The sequence below is a fragment of the Schaalia odontolytica genome (assembly GCF_002847525.1).
Taxonomy (GTDB): Bacteria; Actinomycetota; Actinomycetes; order Actinomycetales; family Actinomycetaceae; genus Pauljensenia; species Pauljensenia odontolytica_B.
Genome location: NZ_PKKM01000013.1, coordinates 49,003 through 65,459, shown reverse-complemented (window position 1 = coordinate 65,459; position 16,457 = coordinate 49,003). Strand labels below are relative to the sequence as shown.

Annotated in this window: 17 protein-coding genes; 9 read left to right on the top strand and 8 right to left on the bottom strand. The window is 64.7% G+C overall.

Features of this window, described 5'->3' with window-relative positions:
• Positions 1-1,172 precede the first annotated feature (1,172 nt).
• Positions 1,173-2,012 (bottom strand): aldo/keto reductase, encoded by an 840-nt coding sequence (locus CYJ22_RS09010; RefSeq protein WP_101602369.1) that lies wholly within the window; start codon positions 2,010-2,012, stop codon positions 1,173-1,175.
• A gap of 46 nt (positions 2,013-2,058) precedes the next feature.
• On the opposite strand from CYJ22_RS09010, the gene CYJ22_RS09005 reads away from it, so the two are divergent.
• Complete coding sequence (locus CYJ22_RS09005; protein WP_101602368.1) at positions 2,059-3,363, top strand: M18 family aminopeptidase; 1,305 nt, start codon at positions 2,059-2,061, stop codon at positions 3,361-3,363.
• Between the two features lie 76 nt (positions 3,364-3,439).
• Here CYJ22_RS09005 and CYJ22_RS09000 read toward each other — a convergent pair whose 3' ends face one another.
• The 3 genes from CYJ22_RS09000 to CYJ22_RS08990 form a co-directional block, all read right to left on the bottom strand.
• Complete coding sequence (locus CYJ22_RS09000) at positions 3,440-3,871, bottom strand: Ohr family peroxiredoxin (protein ID WP_101602367.1); 432 nt, start codon at positions 3,869-3,871, stop codon at positions 3,440-3,442.
• A 109-nt stretch (positions 3,872-3,980) separates the two neighbouring features.
• A complete protein-coding gene (locus CYJ22_RS08995) occupies positions 3,981-4,502 on the bottom strand; it encodes an NUDIX domain-containing protein (protein WP_007588001.1) in 522 nt (173 codons plus the stop codon).
• A gap of 18 nt (positions 4,503-4,520) precedes the next feature.
• The gene (locus CYJ22_RS08990; RefSeq protein WP_007588021.1) at positions 4,521-6,095 is read right to left on the bottom strand and encodes an aspartate:alanine exchanger family transporter; all 1,575 of its coding nucleotides are present in this window, start codon (positions 6,093-6,095) and stop codon (positions 4,521-4,523) included.
• A gap of 110 nt (positions 6,096-6,205) precedes the next feature.
• On the opposite strand from CYJ22_RS08990, the gene CYJ22_RS08985 reads away from it, so the two are divergent.
• The 8 genes from CYJ22_RS08985 to CYJ22_RS08950 all read left to right on the top strand — a co-directional run bounded on the left by CYJ22_RS08985 (position 6,206) and on the right by CYJ22_RS08950 (position 11,459).
• On the top strand, positions 6,206-6,859 hold the full coding sequence (locus CYJ22_RS08985; RefSeq protein WP_007588011.1) for a DUF2510 domain-containing protein: 654 nt from the start codon (positions 6,206-6,208) through the stop codon (positions 6,857-6,859).
• The gene (locus CYJ22_RS08980) at positions 6,856-7,587 is read left to right on the top strand and encodes a hypothetical protein (RefSeq protein ID WP_007588005.1); all 732 of its coding nucleotides are present in this window, start codon (positions 6,856-6,858) and stop codon (positions 7,585-7,587) included. The genes CYJ22_RS08985 and CYJ22_RS08980 overlap by 4 nt, the downstream gene beginning before the upstream one ends.
• An 85-nt stretch (positions 7,588-7,672) precedes the next feature.
• Positions 7,673-8,293, top strand: coding sequence for a DUF2510 domain-containing protein (locus CYJ22_RS08975; RefSeq protein WP_007588036.1), 621 nt, complete (start codon positions 7,673-7,675; stop codon positions 8,291-8,293).
• Complete coding sequence (locus CYJ22_RS08970) at positions 8,290-8,982, top strand: hypothetical protein (RefSeq protein WP_007587998.1); 693 nt, start codon at positions 8,290-8,292, stop codon at positions 8,980-8,982. The genes CYJ22_RS08975 and CYJ22_RS08970 overlap by 4 nt, the downstream gene beginning before the upstream one ends.
• Before the next feature lie 85 nt (positions 8,983-9,067).
• Entirely contained in the window at positions 9,068-9,487 is a 420-nt protein-coding gene (locus CYJ22_RS08965) for a DUF2510 domain-containing protein (RefSeq protein ID WP_101602366.1), read from the top strand.
• Positions 9,484-10,167: a hypothetical protein gene (locus CYJ22_RS08960; protein ID WP_007588007.1), complete on the top strand. Its 684-nt coding sequence runs from the start codon at positions 9,484-9,486 to the stop codon at positions 10,165-10,167. Before CYJ22_RS08965 ends, CYJ22_RS08960 begins: the two co-directional genes overlap by 4 nt.
• Positions 10,168-10,341: 174 nt before the next feature.
• The gene (locus tag CYJ22_RS08955; RefSeq protein ID WP_101602365.1) at positions 10,342-10,779 is read left to right on the top strand and encodes a DUF2510 domain-containing protein; all 438 of its coding nucleotides are present in this window, start codon (positions 10,342-10,344) and stop codon (positions 10,777-10,779) included.
• Positions 10,776-11,459 (top strand): hypothetical protein, encoded by a 684-nt coding sequence (locus CYJ22_RS08950; protein ID WP_101602364.1) that lies wholly within the window; start codon positions 10,776-10,778, stop codon positions 11,457-11,459. Before CYJ22_RS08955 ends, CYJ22_RS08950 begins: the two co-directional genes overlap by 4 nt.
• A 167-nt stretch (positions 11,460-11,626) precedes the next feature.
• Here CYJ22_RS08950 and CYJ22_RS08945 read toward each other — a convergent pair whose 3' ends face one another.
• Genes CYJ22_RS08945 through CYJ22_RS08930 form a run of 4 tightly spaced genes read right to left on the bottom strand, consistent with a single transcriptional unit; the run spans position 11,627 to position 16,124 of the window.
• Positions 11,627-12,049, bottom strand: coding sequence for an RNA-binding S4 domain-containing protein (locus CYJ22_RS08945; RefSeq protein WP_101602363.1), 423 nt, complete (start codon positions 12,047-12,049; stop codon positions 11,627-11,629).
• Between the two features lie 9 nt (positions 12,050-12,058).
• Entirely contained in the window at positions 12,059-14,761 is a 2,703-nt protein-coding gene (locus tag CYJ22_RS08940) for an ABC transporter permease (RefSeq protein ID WP_101602362.1), read from the bottom strand.
• A 20-nt stretch (positions 14,762-14,781) separates the two neighbouring features.
• Positions 14,782-15,519 (bottom strand): ABC transporter ATP-binding protein, encoded by a 738-nt coding sequence (locus CYJ22_RS08935; protein ID WP_101602361.1) that lies wholly within the window; start codon positions 15,517-15,519, stop codon positions 14,782-14,784.
• Positions 15,516-16,124 (bottom strand): PadR family transcriptional regulator, encoded by a 609-nt coding sequence (locus CYJ22_RS08930; RefSeq protein ID WP_101602360.1) that lies wholly within the window; start codon positions 16,122-16,124, stop codon positions 15,516-15,518. The genes CYJ22_RS08935 and CYJ22_RS08930 overlap by 4 nt, the downstream gene beginning before the upstream one ends.
• Positions 16,125-16,457 lie beyond the last annotated feature (333 nt).

The following is a 16,457-nucleotide window of genomic DNA, read 5'->3' as shown; positions in this document are numbered from 1 at the left end:
GTTTCGAGTCAGAAGTAGAGAGCTTTCTCGAAGGATCACACGGTGACCGCACCCATATCAAACAGGCCGACCACCACACGGTTACACCACTATGCGGGACGCTACTGCGCAGACGTCGACACCGCTGGACTATTTTGGAAGGCAATGCACTAGGTAGCGCAGCATTGCACTAGCAACAAAGCAGTGCAATGGCTCCCCAAGTAGTGCAATACCCACGGGCGACAAGCGTAACCGCGATTTCGGACCGCGCTGCCAGCATGGAGGGCCTGGAGGGGCCGGAGGATTCAACCCCATCGGTCACGTTCAACCTCATCGGGAAGATTCAACCCGATCAGAAGAGGTTGAATCTTCCCGATCGGGTGTACGCCTCGCCGCAACAAGCATTTTTGTGAATGCTGAGGCAGAGAAGCCACTCGTCATGCCCACAGTCAGCGGCAGAGCCAAGCCAGACAAAAATCGCACGTAATTTCCCGCGGTCACTTTTGGAGACCATCCACAAACGTTGCAATTGCAACGACGTGAATTCAAGGTTTGAAGTAGCCGCCAGGGAATTACGTGCGAAATTACTGGGGCAAGGCACTCACTAGCACCCCAACGCGGCTGGCGCGAAGGTCGCCGCATGGCCTGCGAGCCTAGCTGCGGCACGCGTAGGCGAGACATTCTTCGCCTAGCAACAGTCCCACCGACGCGGGGCCAACAGCAGATAGGCGGGTCGCGGACTCACAAATTTCGCATGCAATTTCCCCAGTGCAAGAATCAACGCACGCCCAAAAACCGCAGAATAGCAACGATCCGATTACAAGATCTGAAATACTGTCCGGGGAATTGCATGCGAAATTGCGAAGCACCGCACGCGTGGAGGGCACCGGAGGGTCCGGAGGGACCTGACGCGGTGCCCGTGGGCGGTGGCAGGGCCTGGGCAACACACAGACAACAAGCCCCACCCGATTGGAGGCCGCCGCGGGGCCTGGCCGGGCTTCGAGACGACGCGCCGAGCCACGCACAGCGACAGGCCCCGCCCGATTGGAGGCCGCCGCGGGGCCTGCGGGGCCTGGCCGGGCTTCGAGACGACGCGCCGAGCGAAGCTCGCGGCGCGGACGACGAGCGGGCGGGCAGGCCACGCGGCGGCCGGAGATCTGGCGGCGCCACAAGCACCACCGAACGGAGAAGCCTCAGAACTCCTCATAGTACTCCGGGTTCTGGTCGGCCTGGCGGCCGTCGGGGCGGCCCAGCGCGCTGATCGCAGCCATCTGCTCAGGCGACAGCGAGAAGGAGAAGATGTCGAGGTTCTCGCGTTGGCGCTCAGGGTTACCGGACTTGGGCAGGGGCATGGCGCCGAGCTGGTAGTGCCAGCGCAGGATGAGGCGCGACGGGGACACGCCCGCCTCGGAGGCAAGGGAGACAATCGCGGGGTCTTCGACGATGCGCCACTTGCGCCCCAGCGGGCTCCAGGACTCGGTGAGCACACCGACCTGCGCGTGATAGGCCAGGGCAGAGGCCTGCGGGAAGTAGGGGTGCAGCTCGATCTGGTTGACGCTCGGGTACTCGCCGGTCTCGGCGTGCACGCGGTCGAGGTGTTCGGGCAGGAAGTTGCACACGCCGACGGAGCGGATCAGGCCGCGGTCGCGGGCGTCCAGCAGGGCTTGGAAGGCCTCGACGTAGAGGCCGCGCTTGGGGTTGGGCCAGTGGATCAGATACATGTCCCAGTAGTCCAGGCCGGCGCGCATGAGGGATTCTTCGAGGGTGTAGACGGCCTCGTCGTAGCGCTGGTGGCGCCCGGGAAGCTTGGACACGAGTCGCAGCTCCTCGCGGGGGATGCCGCAGCGACGCACCGCCGCCCCGAGGGCGCCTTCGTTTTCGTAGTTGAAGGCGCTATCCAGCATGCGGTAGCCGGCCTCGATGCCCGACACCATGGAGGACACACCCGAGGAGCCGCGCAGGTTGTAGGTGCCCAGCGCGATAGCGGGGACGTCCAGGCCGTCGTTCAGGGTGTATGCGGGGATCTCACTCATGCCTCAAGCGTAGGCCACGCCACGCGCGGCGTTCTACCATTGAGGTATGGCACAGCTTGAACTGGACGAGGTCCACGCGAACGCGGTGGACTATCAGCATTTCCTTCTTGATTCTCCTTCCCCCTATCACGCCGCCGAGGTCGTGGCGCAGCGCCTGGTGGACGCCGGCTTTACGCGCATCGACGAGAAGGGCGCGTGGGACGCCTCCCCGGGCGGTCACGTGATGGTGCGCGGTGGCGCGGTGGCCGCGTGGTTCGTGCCCGAGACGGTTGCCGATGACGCGGGCTTCCGTATCGTGGGCGCGCATACGGATTCGCCGGCCTTCTCGGTGAAGCCGTCGGTGCAGTCGACGACGCCGGATGGCTGGGGCCAGATCGACGTCGAGGTGTACGGCGGCATGATGTGGAACTCGTGGCTGGATCGCGAGCTGACGCTGGCGGGCCGCCTGGTCCTGAATAGTGGCGAGGTCATCCTGGCCCGCACGGGCCCGATCGCTCGCATCCCGCAGCTGGCGATCCACCTGGATCGCGACGTGAATCCGGGCGGTCTGAAGCTGGATCCGCAGAAGCACCTGCACCCGGTGTGGACGGTGGATAACCCGTACGGCAACGTGCTGGAGTACGTAGCGCGCACGGCGGGCCTGGATGACGCCTCGCAGGTCGCGGCGTTCGACCTGATCCTCACCCCCAGCCAGGGGCCGGGCTTCTTCGGTGACAAGGGCCAGTTCATCGCGGCCTCGCGCCAGGACAACCTGTCGAGCGTGCACCCGGGCCTGGTGGCCCTGGAGCGCCTGGCCGCACAGGGCACGCCCGCGGGCGGCGACGTCACGGTGTTCATGTGTTTCGATCACGAGGAGGTGGGCTCCGAGTCGCGCACGGGTGCGGCGGGCCCGATCCTGGAGACGGTGCTGCGCCGCACGGCGAAGGCTCTGGGCCGCGACGAGGACGGTTTCGAGCGGATGCTCGCGGCCTCGTCGTGCGTGAGCGCGGACGCGGCGCATTCGGTGCACCCGAACTACGCGGGCCACCACGATCCGGATAACCGTCCGATGATGGGCCGCGGCCCAATTATCAAGATCAACTCGAAGCAGCGTTACGCGACGGACGGCGAGGGCATCGCCCTGTGGAATCGTGCGTGCGCGGCGGCGGGCGTGGCCTCACAGAGCTTCGTGGGCAACAACGCGATGCCGTGTGGGACGACGATCGGTCCGATCACGGCGACCCGGCTGGGGATCCTGACGGTGGATGTGGGCGTAGGCCTGCTGTCGATGCACTCGGCGCGCGAGATGAGCCACGTGGATGACCTTCTCGACCTCTCGCGGGTGCTTGCGGCGTACTGGCAGGGCGCCTGACACTCGCGCACATGGAGAAACCCCAGCCTCGTCAATCAATCGGCGAGGCTGGGGTTCTTTCGTCTATCGGGTGCGCTCAGAGGTTGGCGACCGCAGTGACGGTGACGGGCACGTTGCCGCGCGTGGCCTTGGAGTAGGGGCACAGCTGGTGCGCGCGGTCGACGAGGGCCTGGGCGCGGTCGAGCTCGACGCCGGGGATGAAGACCTCGATGTCGGCGGTGAGGGCGAAGGAGTCGCCCTCGGGGCCAAGGCCGATCGTGGTGCGCACGACGGAGTCCTTGGTGTCGATGCCCAGTTCCTTGGCGGCCAGGCCCATGGCGCCCTGGAAGCAGGCGCCGTAGCCCATGGCGAAGAGGGCTTCGGGGTTGGGGCCGTCGCCGGGGCCGCCCAGTTCCTTGGGCATGCGCATGACGTGGCTGATGCCGAGCGCGGGGACGGAGGAGGTGCCGGCGCGACCACCAGTGGAGTCGGCGGTGACGGTGTAAACGATCTCGTTAGGTGTATCCATGCACCCATTCCACCACTAGGACTTCAGTCCCGCAAGGCGTTTGACGCAAACACAAGCTTTTCCGCGCAGACGGGGACGAGGCCGGGGCCTGCCCGCGGGTCACGCGCCGTCAGGCGGTGAGAAAGTCCGCGTCGGGGCGGGCGCTCAGCGCCTTGGCGACGGCGCGGCGGAAGCGGTCGTTCATGGGCGGAAGCTGGTCGCCGCGGAAGAATGCGGTCTCGCTGTTTTCGCCGTCGGCGGGCCTCGGCTCGCCACTCACCCACTCAGCTGCGAAGGCCACGTCCAGGTAGGTGGTGACGTCACCGTTGTCGTAGGTGACGGGGCCGACGACCTCGACGGAGAGGAGGCGACGAACCTCGATGCGAACATCGGCCTCCTCCAAGGCCTCGCGGGCCGCGGCGGCCGCGGGCTCCTCGCCCGGGTCGACGATGCCGGTCACGGGTGTCCAGGCGCCGTTATCGGAGCGGCGCACGCACAGGATCTCGACGTCCTCGGGCGAGAGGGGGCGCTCCCAGTCGATCGCCGCACGGTCCGGGGCAGGACGCAGGATAACGACGGTCGTGCCGGGCATCCACAGGGGCGCATGACCGACGTGACGGCGCAATTCGAGGACGAAGTCGGGGGTAGCCATGGCCCTAGTCTACGGCGCTCACAGGAACGAGGTGATGACCGGCAGGAGCAGGATCTTAACGATGATCGCGAAGGCGAAGAGAGTCGCGTAGGCGGCCTCGATACGCTCGTCGGTGACACGGGCCTCGGCGGCCTGCAGGACGGCAGGCTGGCCGAGGAAGCCCGCGATGCCGCCGGCGGCACGCGCGGAGGACAGTCCGATGAACTTCGCGCCGAGAGCCTGGATGACGCAGCAGACGACGACCATGACGGCGGCGAGGAGGGCGGCGCGCCAGCCCTCGGGGCTGCCGAGCAGGCTCGCGAACTGCGGGCCTGCGTTGAGGCCCAGGGCGGCGAGGAAGAGCATGAGGCCGATCTGTCGGATCGTCAGGTTCGCGGCGGCGGGTAGGGTCCACACGAGGGGGCCGGTGCGGCGCAGGGCGCCGAGCAGCATGCCGACGATCAGGGGGCCCGCGGCGGCTCCCAGCTGGAAACCCTGGCCGCCGGGCAGTGGGAAGGAGACGACGCCGAGCAGCAGGCCCAGGACGAGGCCGATGCCGAAGGCCATGCCGTCCACCTCAGCGACGCGGCGCTCGGAGTCGCCGAGCCACTCGGCGATGCCGTCGAGCTCATCCGTGGGAACGACGACGGCGACGTGATCGCCGAGCTGCAGGTCAAGGTCGTCGCGGGCCAGGAGGTCCAGGTCGCCACGGCGCACGCGCGTGATAACAGCACCGAAGCGCTTGGTGACATTGAGTTCGGAGACGCTGCGGCCGGCGACGTCGGGGTTGGACACGACGATGCGCTCGAAAGCAAGGTCGGAACGGTCGTCCTCGAGGTTGTGGTCGAGGATCTCGCCGACGAGGGGCGCCGTCTCTTTGATCGACGCGGGATCGCCGACCATGACGACATGGTCGCCCGGCAACAGGTCCTCGCCGGGAGCGGTGACGCGGGTGCGCCCGTCACGACGCAGGTAGGACAGGCGCACGCGCTGATCGCGCCACGCGTCGATGTCGCGCGTGTTGATGTGCTTGGAGACATGAATACTCACGGCCTCCAGGGACGCCCCCGCGAGGGAAGGCGTGTCCTTGGGGCCGACCCACTTCCTCGTCACGGTGATCGTGACGATGAGGATGCCGCCGATGACACCCACCGGATAGCCGAAGGCGTAGCCGACCGCCGCGTTGGGATCTCCCGTGAGGCGGGTGGCCGTGTCGAGGGCGGGAGCGGCCGTCAGAGCACCCGTAAACAGGCCCGAGGTCAAGCCCGAAGACAGGCCGAGGAGGCGGCCTCCCGCGAGCGCGATGAGCGCACCCACGACGCATACGATCGTGGTGAGGGCGAGGAGGTTCGTCTGCTTACGCAAATCTTGGAAAAAGGTGGCACCCGCGGAAATGCCGACGCAATACACGAAGAAGGCCAGGCCCATCGGCTGGACGATCGACATGTGGGTGCTGACAACCTCGGGATGCAGCGCCGAAACGATGAGGCCGACGAAGAGAGCACCCGCCGCCCCGAAGCGCAGCGGGCCGATCCGAATGGCCCCAATCGCCGCACCCAACGCAACAACGACAAACAGTGCGAGCAGGGGTGAAGACGCGAAAAGAGAGGCCATAGCTTTCAGAGTACCTGTCATGCGTCCGGCGTTCCCCGCGACTGTCATATTGCCTGCGTTATGAACCTCACGGATTGGTTACACTGGTGCCAGGAACTGAAAGGACGATCATGTCTCAACCAGCAGCCGGATGGTACCCGGATCCTGTCGGCAGCCAGCGCCTGCGCTGGTGGAACGGCGGCTCGTGGACGGAACAGTACCAGCCGATGCCCACACAGCAGCAGCGCATGCCACAGCAGGGGATCCCCCACCAGGGCATGCCACAACATGGCATGCAGACACAGGGGTTTCCCCAGCAGGGGATGGGGCAGCAAGCGCCGATGCAGGCCATGCCGACAGGCGCACCCAATCCCGGCGCCCCCGACAGCGCGCAGGCCGCCGTCGCACAGGGGGCCAGCGCGCAGCAGACCTCTGCCCCGAAGGGCCCTCACCTGCCTTCGAACAAGCAGGCCCCTACCGTGTCCTCCAGCCCCTACGGCTCCGAACCGACCTTCAACCAGCCGAAGAAGGACGCGCGGGACAACAAGGCCGCAAACACGAAGACGCCGAAGAACACCTCGCGTTGGAAGCTCGCGACAGTTGCGGTGTGGGCGGCTGTCGTCATTTTCGGAGTGACGACGATTATCGCGGGCAGCTCCTATTCGCACGCGCGCGCCGAACTCACGCCCGCGGTCCAAGAACGCGACGAGGCTCAAAGGCAGTACGACCAGGCACAAAAGGAGCTTGATCAAGCTAAGAAGGAACTCGAGGAGTTGCAGCAGTGAGTTACGTTCCTACCCCCGCTCCGGCGCCCGCGCAGAATCCGGCAGGATCCCACAGCGGCCTGAAAGTACTGACGACTATTGGCGCCGCCCTCGCGGTCCTCTTCCTCATCCTGTCGGTGGTCCTGGGGCTCACCGCGCACTCACGTTCAGAGTCCGCCAGGCAGGCGCAGAGCGACGCCCAATCCCTGCGCGAGAAGACGAAGGAGACAGAGACCGAGACTGCGACGACCCGCACCAAGATCACCGAGGCGACCAATAAGAAGGAAGCCCAGGCATGGTGCGACGGTCTGACGAGCGCGAAAGCAGATTTCGACACGCTCGACAGGGTTGCGCGTGACTACTCGTCACTGACGGCGACACGACGCGAGGTCATCGGCCAGATTTGCCCGCAGAAGAAGAGCTTTATCGAGGCATACGCGAAGGATACCGCGCAGGGAGCACTCAAGGCAGAAACTACCGCCTGCTCGGGTGGAGCTTCCTCGGCGACGATCTCGGGATCCATCTCCATTACCGGAGCAAACCTGGCTGGCGCATCGGCGTACGACGTCACCGTCGAGGTCTACCTCGTCCCTGGTTCTACCACCAAGGGTCATCAACCTGTGGACAAGCAGACAATCACTGTTCCCGCGGGAGGAACGGGCACACTGACATCGAACGTTCCACTACCTTCCTTTGACTCGGGATCCTGCGGTATCCGCGCTGTAAGCATCTGGCCCAGCGGGGTCTGAGCACATAGTTGCCCACCATCCCTCAGGCGACTAGACTCCCTGACCAGACACTCGGTTTTGATATGACACGGGAGAGTGAACCACAATGAGCGAACCTGCGGAAGGCTGGTACGCCGATCCGACCGGCGCCGCACAGCTGCGCTGGTGGGACGGCCACGCCTGGACTGAGTACGTCGAGCCCTACGAGGCGGCGCCCACGCAGGCCGGAGCAACTCCCGTACAGGCTGAGGCGATCCCCGCCTACGACGAAGCCCCGCAGTACGCTCAGCCCGAACACGTCGTTTCGACCGCGGCGGCCGAGGCCAACGCCGAGATCCCCCCGATCCCCTCCCCGGACGATCCCGCGCACTGGGAGGTCTCCGACCCCATTCCCTCCCCCGAGGAAACGGGCGCATGGGAGCCCGCCCCCGCCTCGTCCATGAACGAGGGGAACGATACCCCCGTCCCGATGCCCGGCGACGCCACGAGCCCTCGGGAGGCGCAGAAACGCTCCGGCACCCTCAAGTGGACGCTCGGCTGCGTCGCCTCCTGGATGCTTGTCGCCGTTTTCATCACGGTCCTCGTAGTCGCATGGTCCCACCTGGGCGCCAGCGGCCGCATCCACGATGAGGCGAAGAGCCGCGCCGAAACCGCGCAGCAGGAACTCGATACCGCGCAGTCCACCCTCGCAGACATCAACCGACAGATTGAGGAGGCCCAGAAGTGAGCGCACCCGCCCCCCTACGCGCCGCGACCGTCGCGGGCGCCGCCCTCGCTGTCATTTTCATCATCCTGTCAGCCGTCGTCGGCGGAATTAACGCCTGGCGCTCGCACTCGGCGTCCAGCTACGACACACAGGCCGAGCAGGCTCAGTCCGAGAAGGCTGCGGTCGACCAGCAGATCGCAGACGCGAAGACACGCCTTGACGCCGCCAACGTTCACAAGGACGCCAAGGCGTGGTGCGATTCCATCACCCGAGAGAGGGCGGCATCGATCCGCGACGCCATTAAGTCCTACGATTCGGCGACGCAGGCCGTCAAGGACGCCATTCACGAGGAGTGCGCCCCCAAGGAGACGTACGCCAACGCGCAGCGCGCCGGTGCCGAGGCCGCATTCAGCCCCGGAGTCCCGGAGTGCACGACCGACCAGGTGACCACGACAATCAACGGCACCATCACGCTGAGCTCCACGAGTGCCATCTCCTCGCTCGGCCCCCTTGAGCTCACGATTTCCGGCTACACACTCGACAAGGGAACCACGCTGAGCCCCTCCTCCCCCTACCAGGGGACGACGACGGTGACACTCACGCCGGGGACCCCCGCTACGTTCACAATCTCCGTCCCCTACGACCCGGCGATGACCGACAAGACCGAGTGCGGCTTCTCGATGACGTCCTGGTGGCCGACCAGCCTCTGACAAACGCGTGAGGCCAATCACTGAACAGATTCCATCAATTCACGCTGGCCTAGAATTGACGGGACACAGTGAAAGGAGCCTCCTCGTGAGCAACCCCGTCCAGGGCTGGTACGCAGATCCCGAAGGATCCGACCAGCTGCGCTGGTGGGACGGCACCCAGTGGAGCGAGCAGTTCCGCCCTGCACCCACCGGCAACGAAGCAGCTAGTGACACCCACCCTCAGCCCGCCGCGCAAGTAGAAGAGCCCCCCACCGGCGCTCCCGTCCAGGTGCCCGCCGCGACGCCGCCAGCAGCGAAGCCAGCAGCAGCGAAGCCCAAAGCTCAGCCCCCAGCCTCGCAGCTCGTTACCACGGGAATCCTGGGACTCCTGACGTTCTTCTTCATCGCTGGCGCTGCACTGGCAGGCAGCGCGTATGTGAGTGCCGGTAACGACCTGCAGAACGCACAATCCCTGTACGATCAGGCAGAGCAGACGCTCCAGGAAGCGAAGGACGCAGCCAAGTGAGCGAACACTACTCCCGCCCCCTGTCTTTCCCGCAGCACAAGGTCCGTGGCCTGACTATCGTCAACCGGATCTTGGCCCTCATTGTTATCGTCAGCGCGGTCGCCATGATCACGCTCTTCTCACAGGCCATTTCCCGTAACAACGAGGTGAAGAGCCTGACGAGCGCGACGGAAAATGCCAAGAGACGGACCCTCGAAATCAAGGCGACCAGCTGGTGCGACCAGATCACGTCGGAGAACGCCGACAAGATGTCCACTCTGTTTAGGGACTACGACGCAGCGTCGTCGCAACAAAAGGGCGAGATCGAACGTCAGTGCAATAAGAAAGTGGCCGTTGCCAAGCTCATTAGCTCGCACGATCCCACTGAGGCATTCATAGTCACGTCCGAGTGCACCGTCAACGAGTCGGAAAATACTGCTTCCTGCACTGCTACCGTGGCCACCAATCCGTACACGCTGGGGCAGGGACTCAGCTTCTACTCGGCGACGACCGCGACCCTGCGGATGCGTGTCGCCACCACTCCGACGAACTTAGTCACCGACCCACACGTGATCGACAACGTCGCGACGATAACGCTTGATTCGAGCGGATCCGGAACGACATCTTTCGATGTTCCCATCGATATCAACTGGGGCACCGCTTACGACATCCAGGTGACGTCGTACTTCCCGAACGAATAAGCCTGAGCATCGCACGATGGTCCCGCTGCCCGCACGGGTGGCGGGACCATCGCTTTCCCTGAGATATCGCACCGCACCTCACTGTCCATATGCGACGTGAGGCCTATCACTGACCGATTCAATGAAATTCGAGCTCCCCTAGAATAGTCGGGACACAGTGAAAGGAGGCTCCTCGTGAGCAACCCCGTCCAGGGCTGGTACGCAGACCCTGCAGGAACTGACCAGCTGCGCTGGTGGGACGGCACCCAGTGGACCGACCGCTATCAGGCCGCGCCCGCTTCCAGCACCTCCACGGATTCCGAAACCCCGAACGCCGCAGGCGATGCCGCGGCCACCAGCGAGACCACCGACGCCACCGCCGCAGAGACGTCGCCGCAACCCGCCAACGCCACGGTGCAGTTCACCCCCGTAGCCCAGGCACCTGCCACCAAGGCTACCCGCGGACAGATCGTCCTCGCCGTTGTCGCCTCGATCGTGACACTCGCCTTCCTCGGATCGACCATCGTAGCCACGGGCATGCACGGCAAAGCCCAGGAAGACCTTCATCGTTCGCAGACCATCCTCAACGAGGCAAAGGAACAGCTCCAGAAGGTACAGGAGGCGATCCAGTGAGCGACCCGAACACCACCACGTCCGGCCTCGCAAAGCCCAGCAAGAGCGCGGGCCTGTCGTTCTACAACCGCTTCGCATGTGGCGCGGCAGCGCTTCTCGCCTTGGCGACGGCCATGATCCTGGTCTCGACGTCGCAGGCAAGCCAGTCCGCCAGAGACACGCGGGACGAGGCACACACAACCCTCCAGCAGGCCGGCGAGGAGCTCGCCCCCTACTGGTGCTCGCAGATCACGCCCGACAACGTCAAGAATTTCGACGATCTGTACAGCCTTTACCTCGACGTCAACGACGAGGTCCGAAGCATTGTCAAGCAGCAGTGCGAGAAGAAGGTCATCATCAACGACCTCGTCGCCAATAACACACCCAACGAGGCTTTCGACACTACGAGCGAGTGCACTATTGGTGAGTCGGACACGACTCTCGCCTGCACAGCGACCGTCACCGCGAACGACAGCGTGAAGAAGGAACTCGCGGCGTTCCCCTCCACAACAGTCACGCTCACAATGAAAATCCACACCACGAGCAGCTGGATCACATCGAAGGGATATGACGTCGGCGAAGTGGCAACTATCGACATTGACAGCAGCGGCACGGGGACGACTCAGTTTGAGATCCCCTACGACCCCACCTGGGGCAGGTACTACGAGATCAAGCTCAAGAGGTTCTACCCGAACGAGTAACGCGGCTTCCCTGATCACACTGACCCCGTCGCCCCGTGGGCGGCGGGGTCTCTGCTTGCACGGCTGATGATGAGCAGGAGGGCCATTCGAGCCCCACGAGCAACGGGACAAACAACCCGCCCATGGCCACGACCTCATGGAGGGGCGCCCGGGCCTCGTCGATGCGCTCAGTAGTGCTCGTGGGAGTCATAGCCGCGAAGCCTATCGAGCTCGCGGCGCTCCTTCTTGGTCGGCCGACCGCTCCCCTTCTCGCGCATCGCGACGGGCATGTGCATGCGCGGGCGCTCCGGGGTGCGGTCGTCGTAGGCGATACGAGCCTGCGGGTAGGAGACGCGCTTGCTGAGCAGCAGGACCACCCCGAGGATGCGGTCGAAGCCCTCGATGCGCAGGCGTACCTCGTCCCCCACGCACACCTTGTACGCCGCTTTAACGGGCTCCCCGTTGACGCGCACGTGCCCCGCGCGCACGGCGGCCGTGGCCTGGGAGCGTGACTTCAGCTGCCGGGTTGCCCATAGCCAGGTATCCACACGCACGGACGACGAGGCGAGCGCGCCGGCAGGGATAACGACTTCGTCGGGGGTCTCACTCATCGACGTCCCCTAGTTGATGCGACGAATACGCTTCTGGTGGCGGGGCGTCAGGACAATCGCGACGAGCGCGCACAGGATCGGCATGCCGATGAGCATGCCCAGGAGCGCACCCCACGGCACGATGGGCCGCAGCGTAGTGAGCGTCGAGAATACATGCGCGTTAGCGAACGTAATGACGGCGAGGACGCCGACGACGAGGCCGGACAGAACGGCCGTCGGGATGACATTCAGCGCGAGCACGATACCCTGCCACGTGGTGACGTGGCGACGCATCGCGGGGGCCGCACCGATTGCGTCGAGCGTATCGAGATCGGGACGCATGTCCGAGGCCGACAGGGCGACGACGAGGGCGACCGTGGCCGCCGCAGCGACAACGGCGATAAGCGCTGCAACGTAGGGCAGGACGAGGGAACGCATCGTCGGAACAATGACCTGAGCAGAGGCGCCGGGCACCTGGCGGGCAATCGTCGCCTGGAACGACGGAGCGTCGACGGGACTAACCTGCTTCTCGACGGTCAGGAGCTCGCCCAGAGGCCGCGCCTGCAGGCCCAGGTAGGACGCTGCGGTCGGCGACAGCACGATGATGTTGACGCGAGTCAGGGGCGTGGCGACGAAGGTCTGGACGGTCGTCACCTTGGCGTCCGGCAGATTGTCGTCCGAGGCACCGGCAGCCTTCGCTTCGGCGATGGCGCTCATATCGAGGCTGCGCAGCGTCACCTGGCCAGCGCCGTCGATGTACTGCGGATCGGGAATGAGGACACCGCCGGCGTTGAGGGTCGCGATTGCACGCACCATGTCGTCTTCGTTGGTGAAGTATCCAGCCTCACGCAGATACGTGCCGTCGTCGACCATGTAGGCCAGGTCCAGCTCCGTCATGGTGCCAATCTTGTCCGACATCGTGAAGGTCGAACCGTTGTAGGGGTGCACTGCCTCGACCATGCTGGTCGGGCCACCCGGCCCACTGTTCCACGCGAGGCCATTGAGCGTCACCTGCGACGTGACACCGCGCTGGGCGTTGACGGCATCGACAGCGGACTTCATGAGGTCACGTGAGCGCTTGACCGACTCGGTGCGATCGACGGTCGACACGAAGATCTGACCACGCTGGCCCACGTGGGGGCGAGCGTTCCAGCCGGCCTCGTTCGACGAGGACAGGGTGATGAGCAGGCTGCAGGCAACGAACACGGTCGTCAGGATCGAGGCCATGGCCGGGAACGTACGATGGCCGTTGCGCACCGCGTCGCGCAGGGCGAGGCGCATGCTCATCGACGCCCGGCGGTTGGGAGCGCGCCACCGGGTGAAGATGTAGGGGATCGATCCGATCAGGCCCGCCTCGAGCAGACCGATACCGACGACGAGCACCAGAATCGAGCCTTGCCAGGCGGCAAGGCCGAGCAGCGGCAGGCCGGCAAGGAGGGCGAGCGGGTAGATCATGCGGCGTCGCACCAGGCGGGATGGCTCCCACACGCGCCCGCCGATAACGGCGGAGGTGTCGATATGGGAGGTCGTGTGCGCCGGGGACACGGACGCCATCAGCGAGAGGAGAACCGGCAGGAGCACAGACAGCGCGAGAGGCCACCAGGGGACGATGCCGATGCCCAGGCCCGACCACATGCCGATGCCGACCATGGAGGCCGCAGACAAGGCGGCAGAAAAAAACGCCGAGTAGATGCCGATGATGACGCCGTGGGCAATAGTGAGCCTGCGTCCGTCCGTGCGGTCGCCGCCGTTCGCAACGATCATGGCGGCTGTGCGCATCACCGAGCGCTGAGCGACGGTGTACAGCGGCGAGATCAGCAGGACCATCTCCGTGAGGATCAGGAGGATACCCGCAACGAGGAGAAGGTACTGGCCGGGGTTCGCACGACGAGCGTTTTGGGATACCTCGTACTGTTCGAGGCGCGGGGAGAGCACAGAGGCGTCGGGCGGGTTCGCCAACACCTGGCGAGACAGGACAGAGAAGCCGGACGCGTTGAGCTCACGGACCTTTTCCCAGGTGATGGGCACAGGTCCGATCACGTACCAGGCCGTCTGCGTGCGCCCCGCGACGGCAAGGCGATCGATGGGAAGCGTTCCGTCGCCGATAATGGCGCGCTCGGTGCCACCGATGAGTGCATCGATAACGACGGTTCCCTTAAGGGTCTGCGTTGCGCGTTCCTTAGCGATCGTCAGGGACAGATTGACGCTGTCTCCGACCGAGACTGAGAGCGCTCGGGCAACATCCTGAGAGATAACGGCGTGGCCGGCGGCCAGGGGCCCGGTCTTGCCTCCAGCATTGACACGCGGAGCTTCGAGTGAGGCCGTCTGCATGCCATTGTCAACCGTGAAGCCCGCGCCCTCAGCCGTTTCCAGACGCAGCTGGTAGAGAGTGTCAACGGCGATCAGATGGTCGCCTGCTGGCACCCAGCTGTTGAGGGTCTCCATCGAGACCGATACCTCGTCGCTCGAGGCCGTCGACGCCAGGCGATCGACCGTAAAGTCCTGTTCGAGGGCGCTCGAGGAGCGATGCAGCGTCACCGCCTGCACGTCGCTGCGGTGTCCGAGCCACGACGAGGCATGGTAGCGCTGCGAGGTCGTCACATCCCAGAAGGTGATCGCCGCGATCGCGATAATGATCGGCAGCGAGATCAGAAACACCGCCGTGAGCGTGCGCCCCAAGCTTTGGCGCGCATCACGAGAGGCGATGCGGAGTACTACTCCCCATCGCCTCATCCGTGTGTTGAGCCTGCTCATTAGATCCTTGGTGCTGTGTCTGCCAGCAGATCCCTCAGCGAGTCTCCCCTCGAGCGGTCGACGATGCGACCGTCGCGTAGGAAGACAGTTCGATCTGCCCATGCGGCCATTCTGGCCTCATGAGTCACGAGGATACCGGCTGCACCGGCATCAATGTGATCACGCAACACCAACATGATCTGTTCGCCAGTGTGAGAATCGAGCGCACCCGTCGGTTCATCCGCAAGAATGACCGAGCGGTTACCCACGAGCCCGCGGGCGATCGCGACGCGCTGTCGCTGACCACCGGAGAGCAGCTCAGGGAACCGGTCTGCCAGGTCGGCAACGCCCACCTCCTCCAGCGCAGCCATCGCGGCCGAGCGGACCTTCGACGGGCTCACACCATCGAGCTGCAGCGGCATCTCAACGTTTTCAAGAGCCGACAGAGACGGGATCAGGTTGTAGTCCTGGAAGACGTACCCAATTGAGCGGCGACGCACCTCGGCGCGGTGCACGCTGTCCAGCGACGCCAGGTCAACCCCGTTAATGAAGACACTTCCACGGATCGGACGCTCGAGACCACCGGCGATCGACAGGAGCGTCGACTTACCGGAGCCAGAGGGTCCCATAACAGCGAGAAGCTCGCCGGGTGCGACCTCAAGGTCGATCCCGTCGAGCGCTCTCACTCGGACACCGTCCGCGCCGAACTCATGTCCGACGCCAACCATCCGGATCGGTAGTGGCACAGGCTGGCTCATCGCACCCCGGCACGCTCCGAAATGCTGACCTCAGCCTGAGCCCAGCTCATCGAGCGACCCTTCGCGGCAGCGAAGGCGGCACGACGCGCGGCCTCGGAGACCGCACCGGACTCGATGTGGTCGAGCCAGTTGAGCTCGGCCTCAAGGTCGAAGATGTGGCGCTCCAGGATGAGCTTCCATGCGAGCTCACCCTCATCGGCCGAAGCCTTCAGGCGGGTGACGTCACGCAGGGAACCCAGGGTCGAGCGACGCTGAGTCTGAATCATGGCCTCGACGTCGACCGTCGGGTCGGCGGCAGCCACGGCAAGCTTCATGACGAGCTCATCACGTTCGGGGTGCTCGCGGGGAACGGGTGTGGACCACCAGGCGGCGAGGACGTCGCGACCAGCATCGGTCAGCTCGAAGACCTCAGAATCACGGCCCGCGTTGGTCTCAGCGTGAGACACAACCTGACCATCGCGCTCGAGGCGCTGCATCGTCTGGTAGACCTGGCCGATATTCAGCGGCCATGCTCCGCACGTCTGCTCCTCGAACATCTGCTTCAGGCGGTAGACACCGGCGGGCTGCTGCGCAACAAGCGCGAGCAGTGCATTGCGAACCGACATAACTCTCCGTTCATTGTCTGGACGTGTAGACGATCTGTGGTTGAACAGTATCTATCGTACGCGAATTTTGCTCTTAGAGCGGGGAATTCACGGTGGGTTACCTAACATAAAGCCTACCGTCTGGTTAGACAGGAGTCCCCGAATTTTCGCGCTATATCACAGATATTGACCGTCATACCAATTTAAGTGTCAACCACATTGCAGACGCCATTCAAGGGTTTTTCAGCGACATTTCAGCACTTCTCTACTCACGCGGTCAGCCTCCTCAAAAGAGAGGACTACGAGCGTCCAAAGCCGGGAAAAACGCCGCAAACAGGCCGACTGACCATCGGG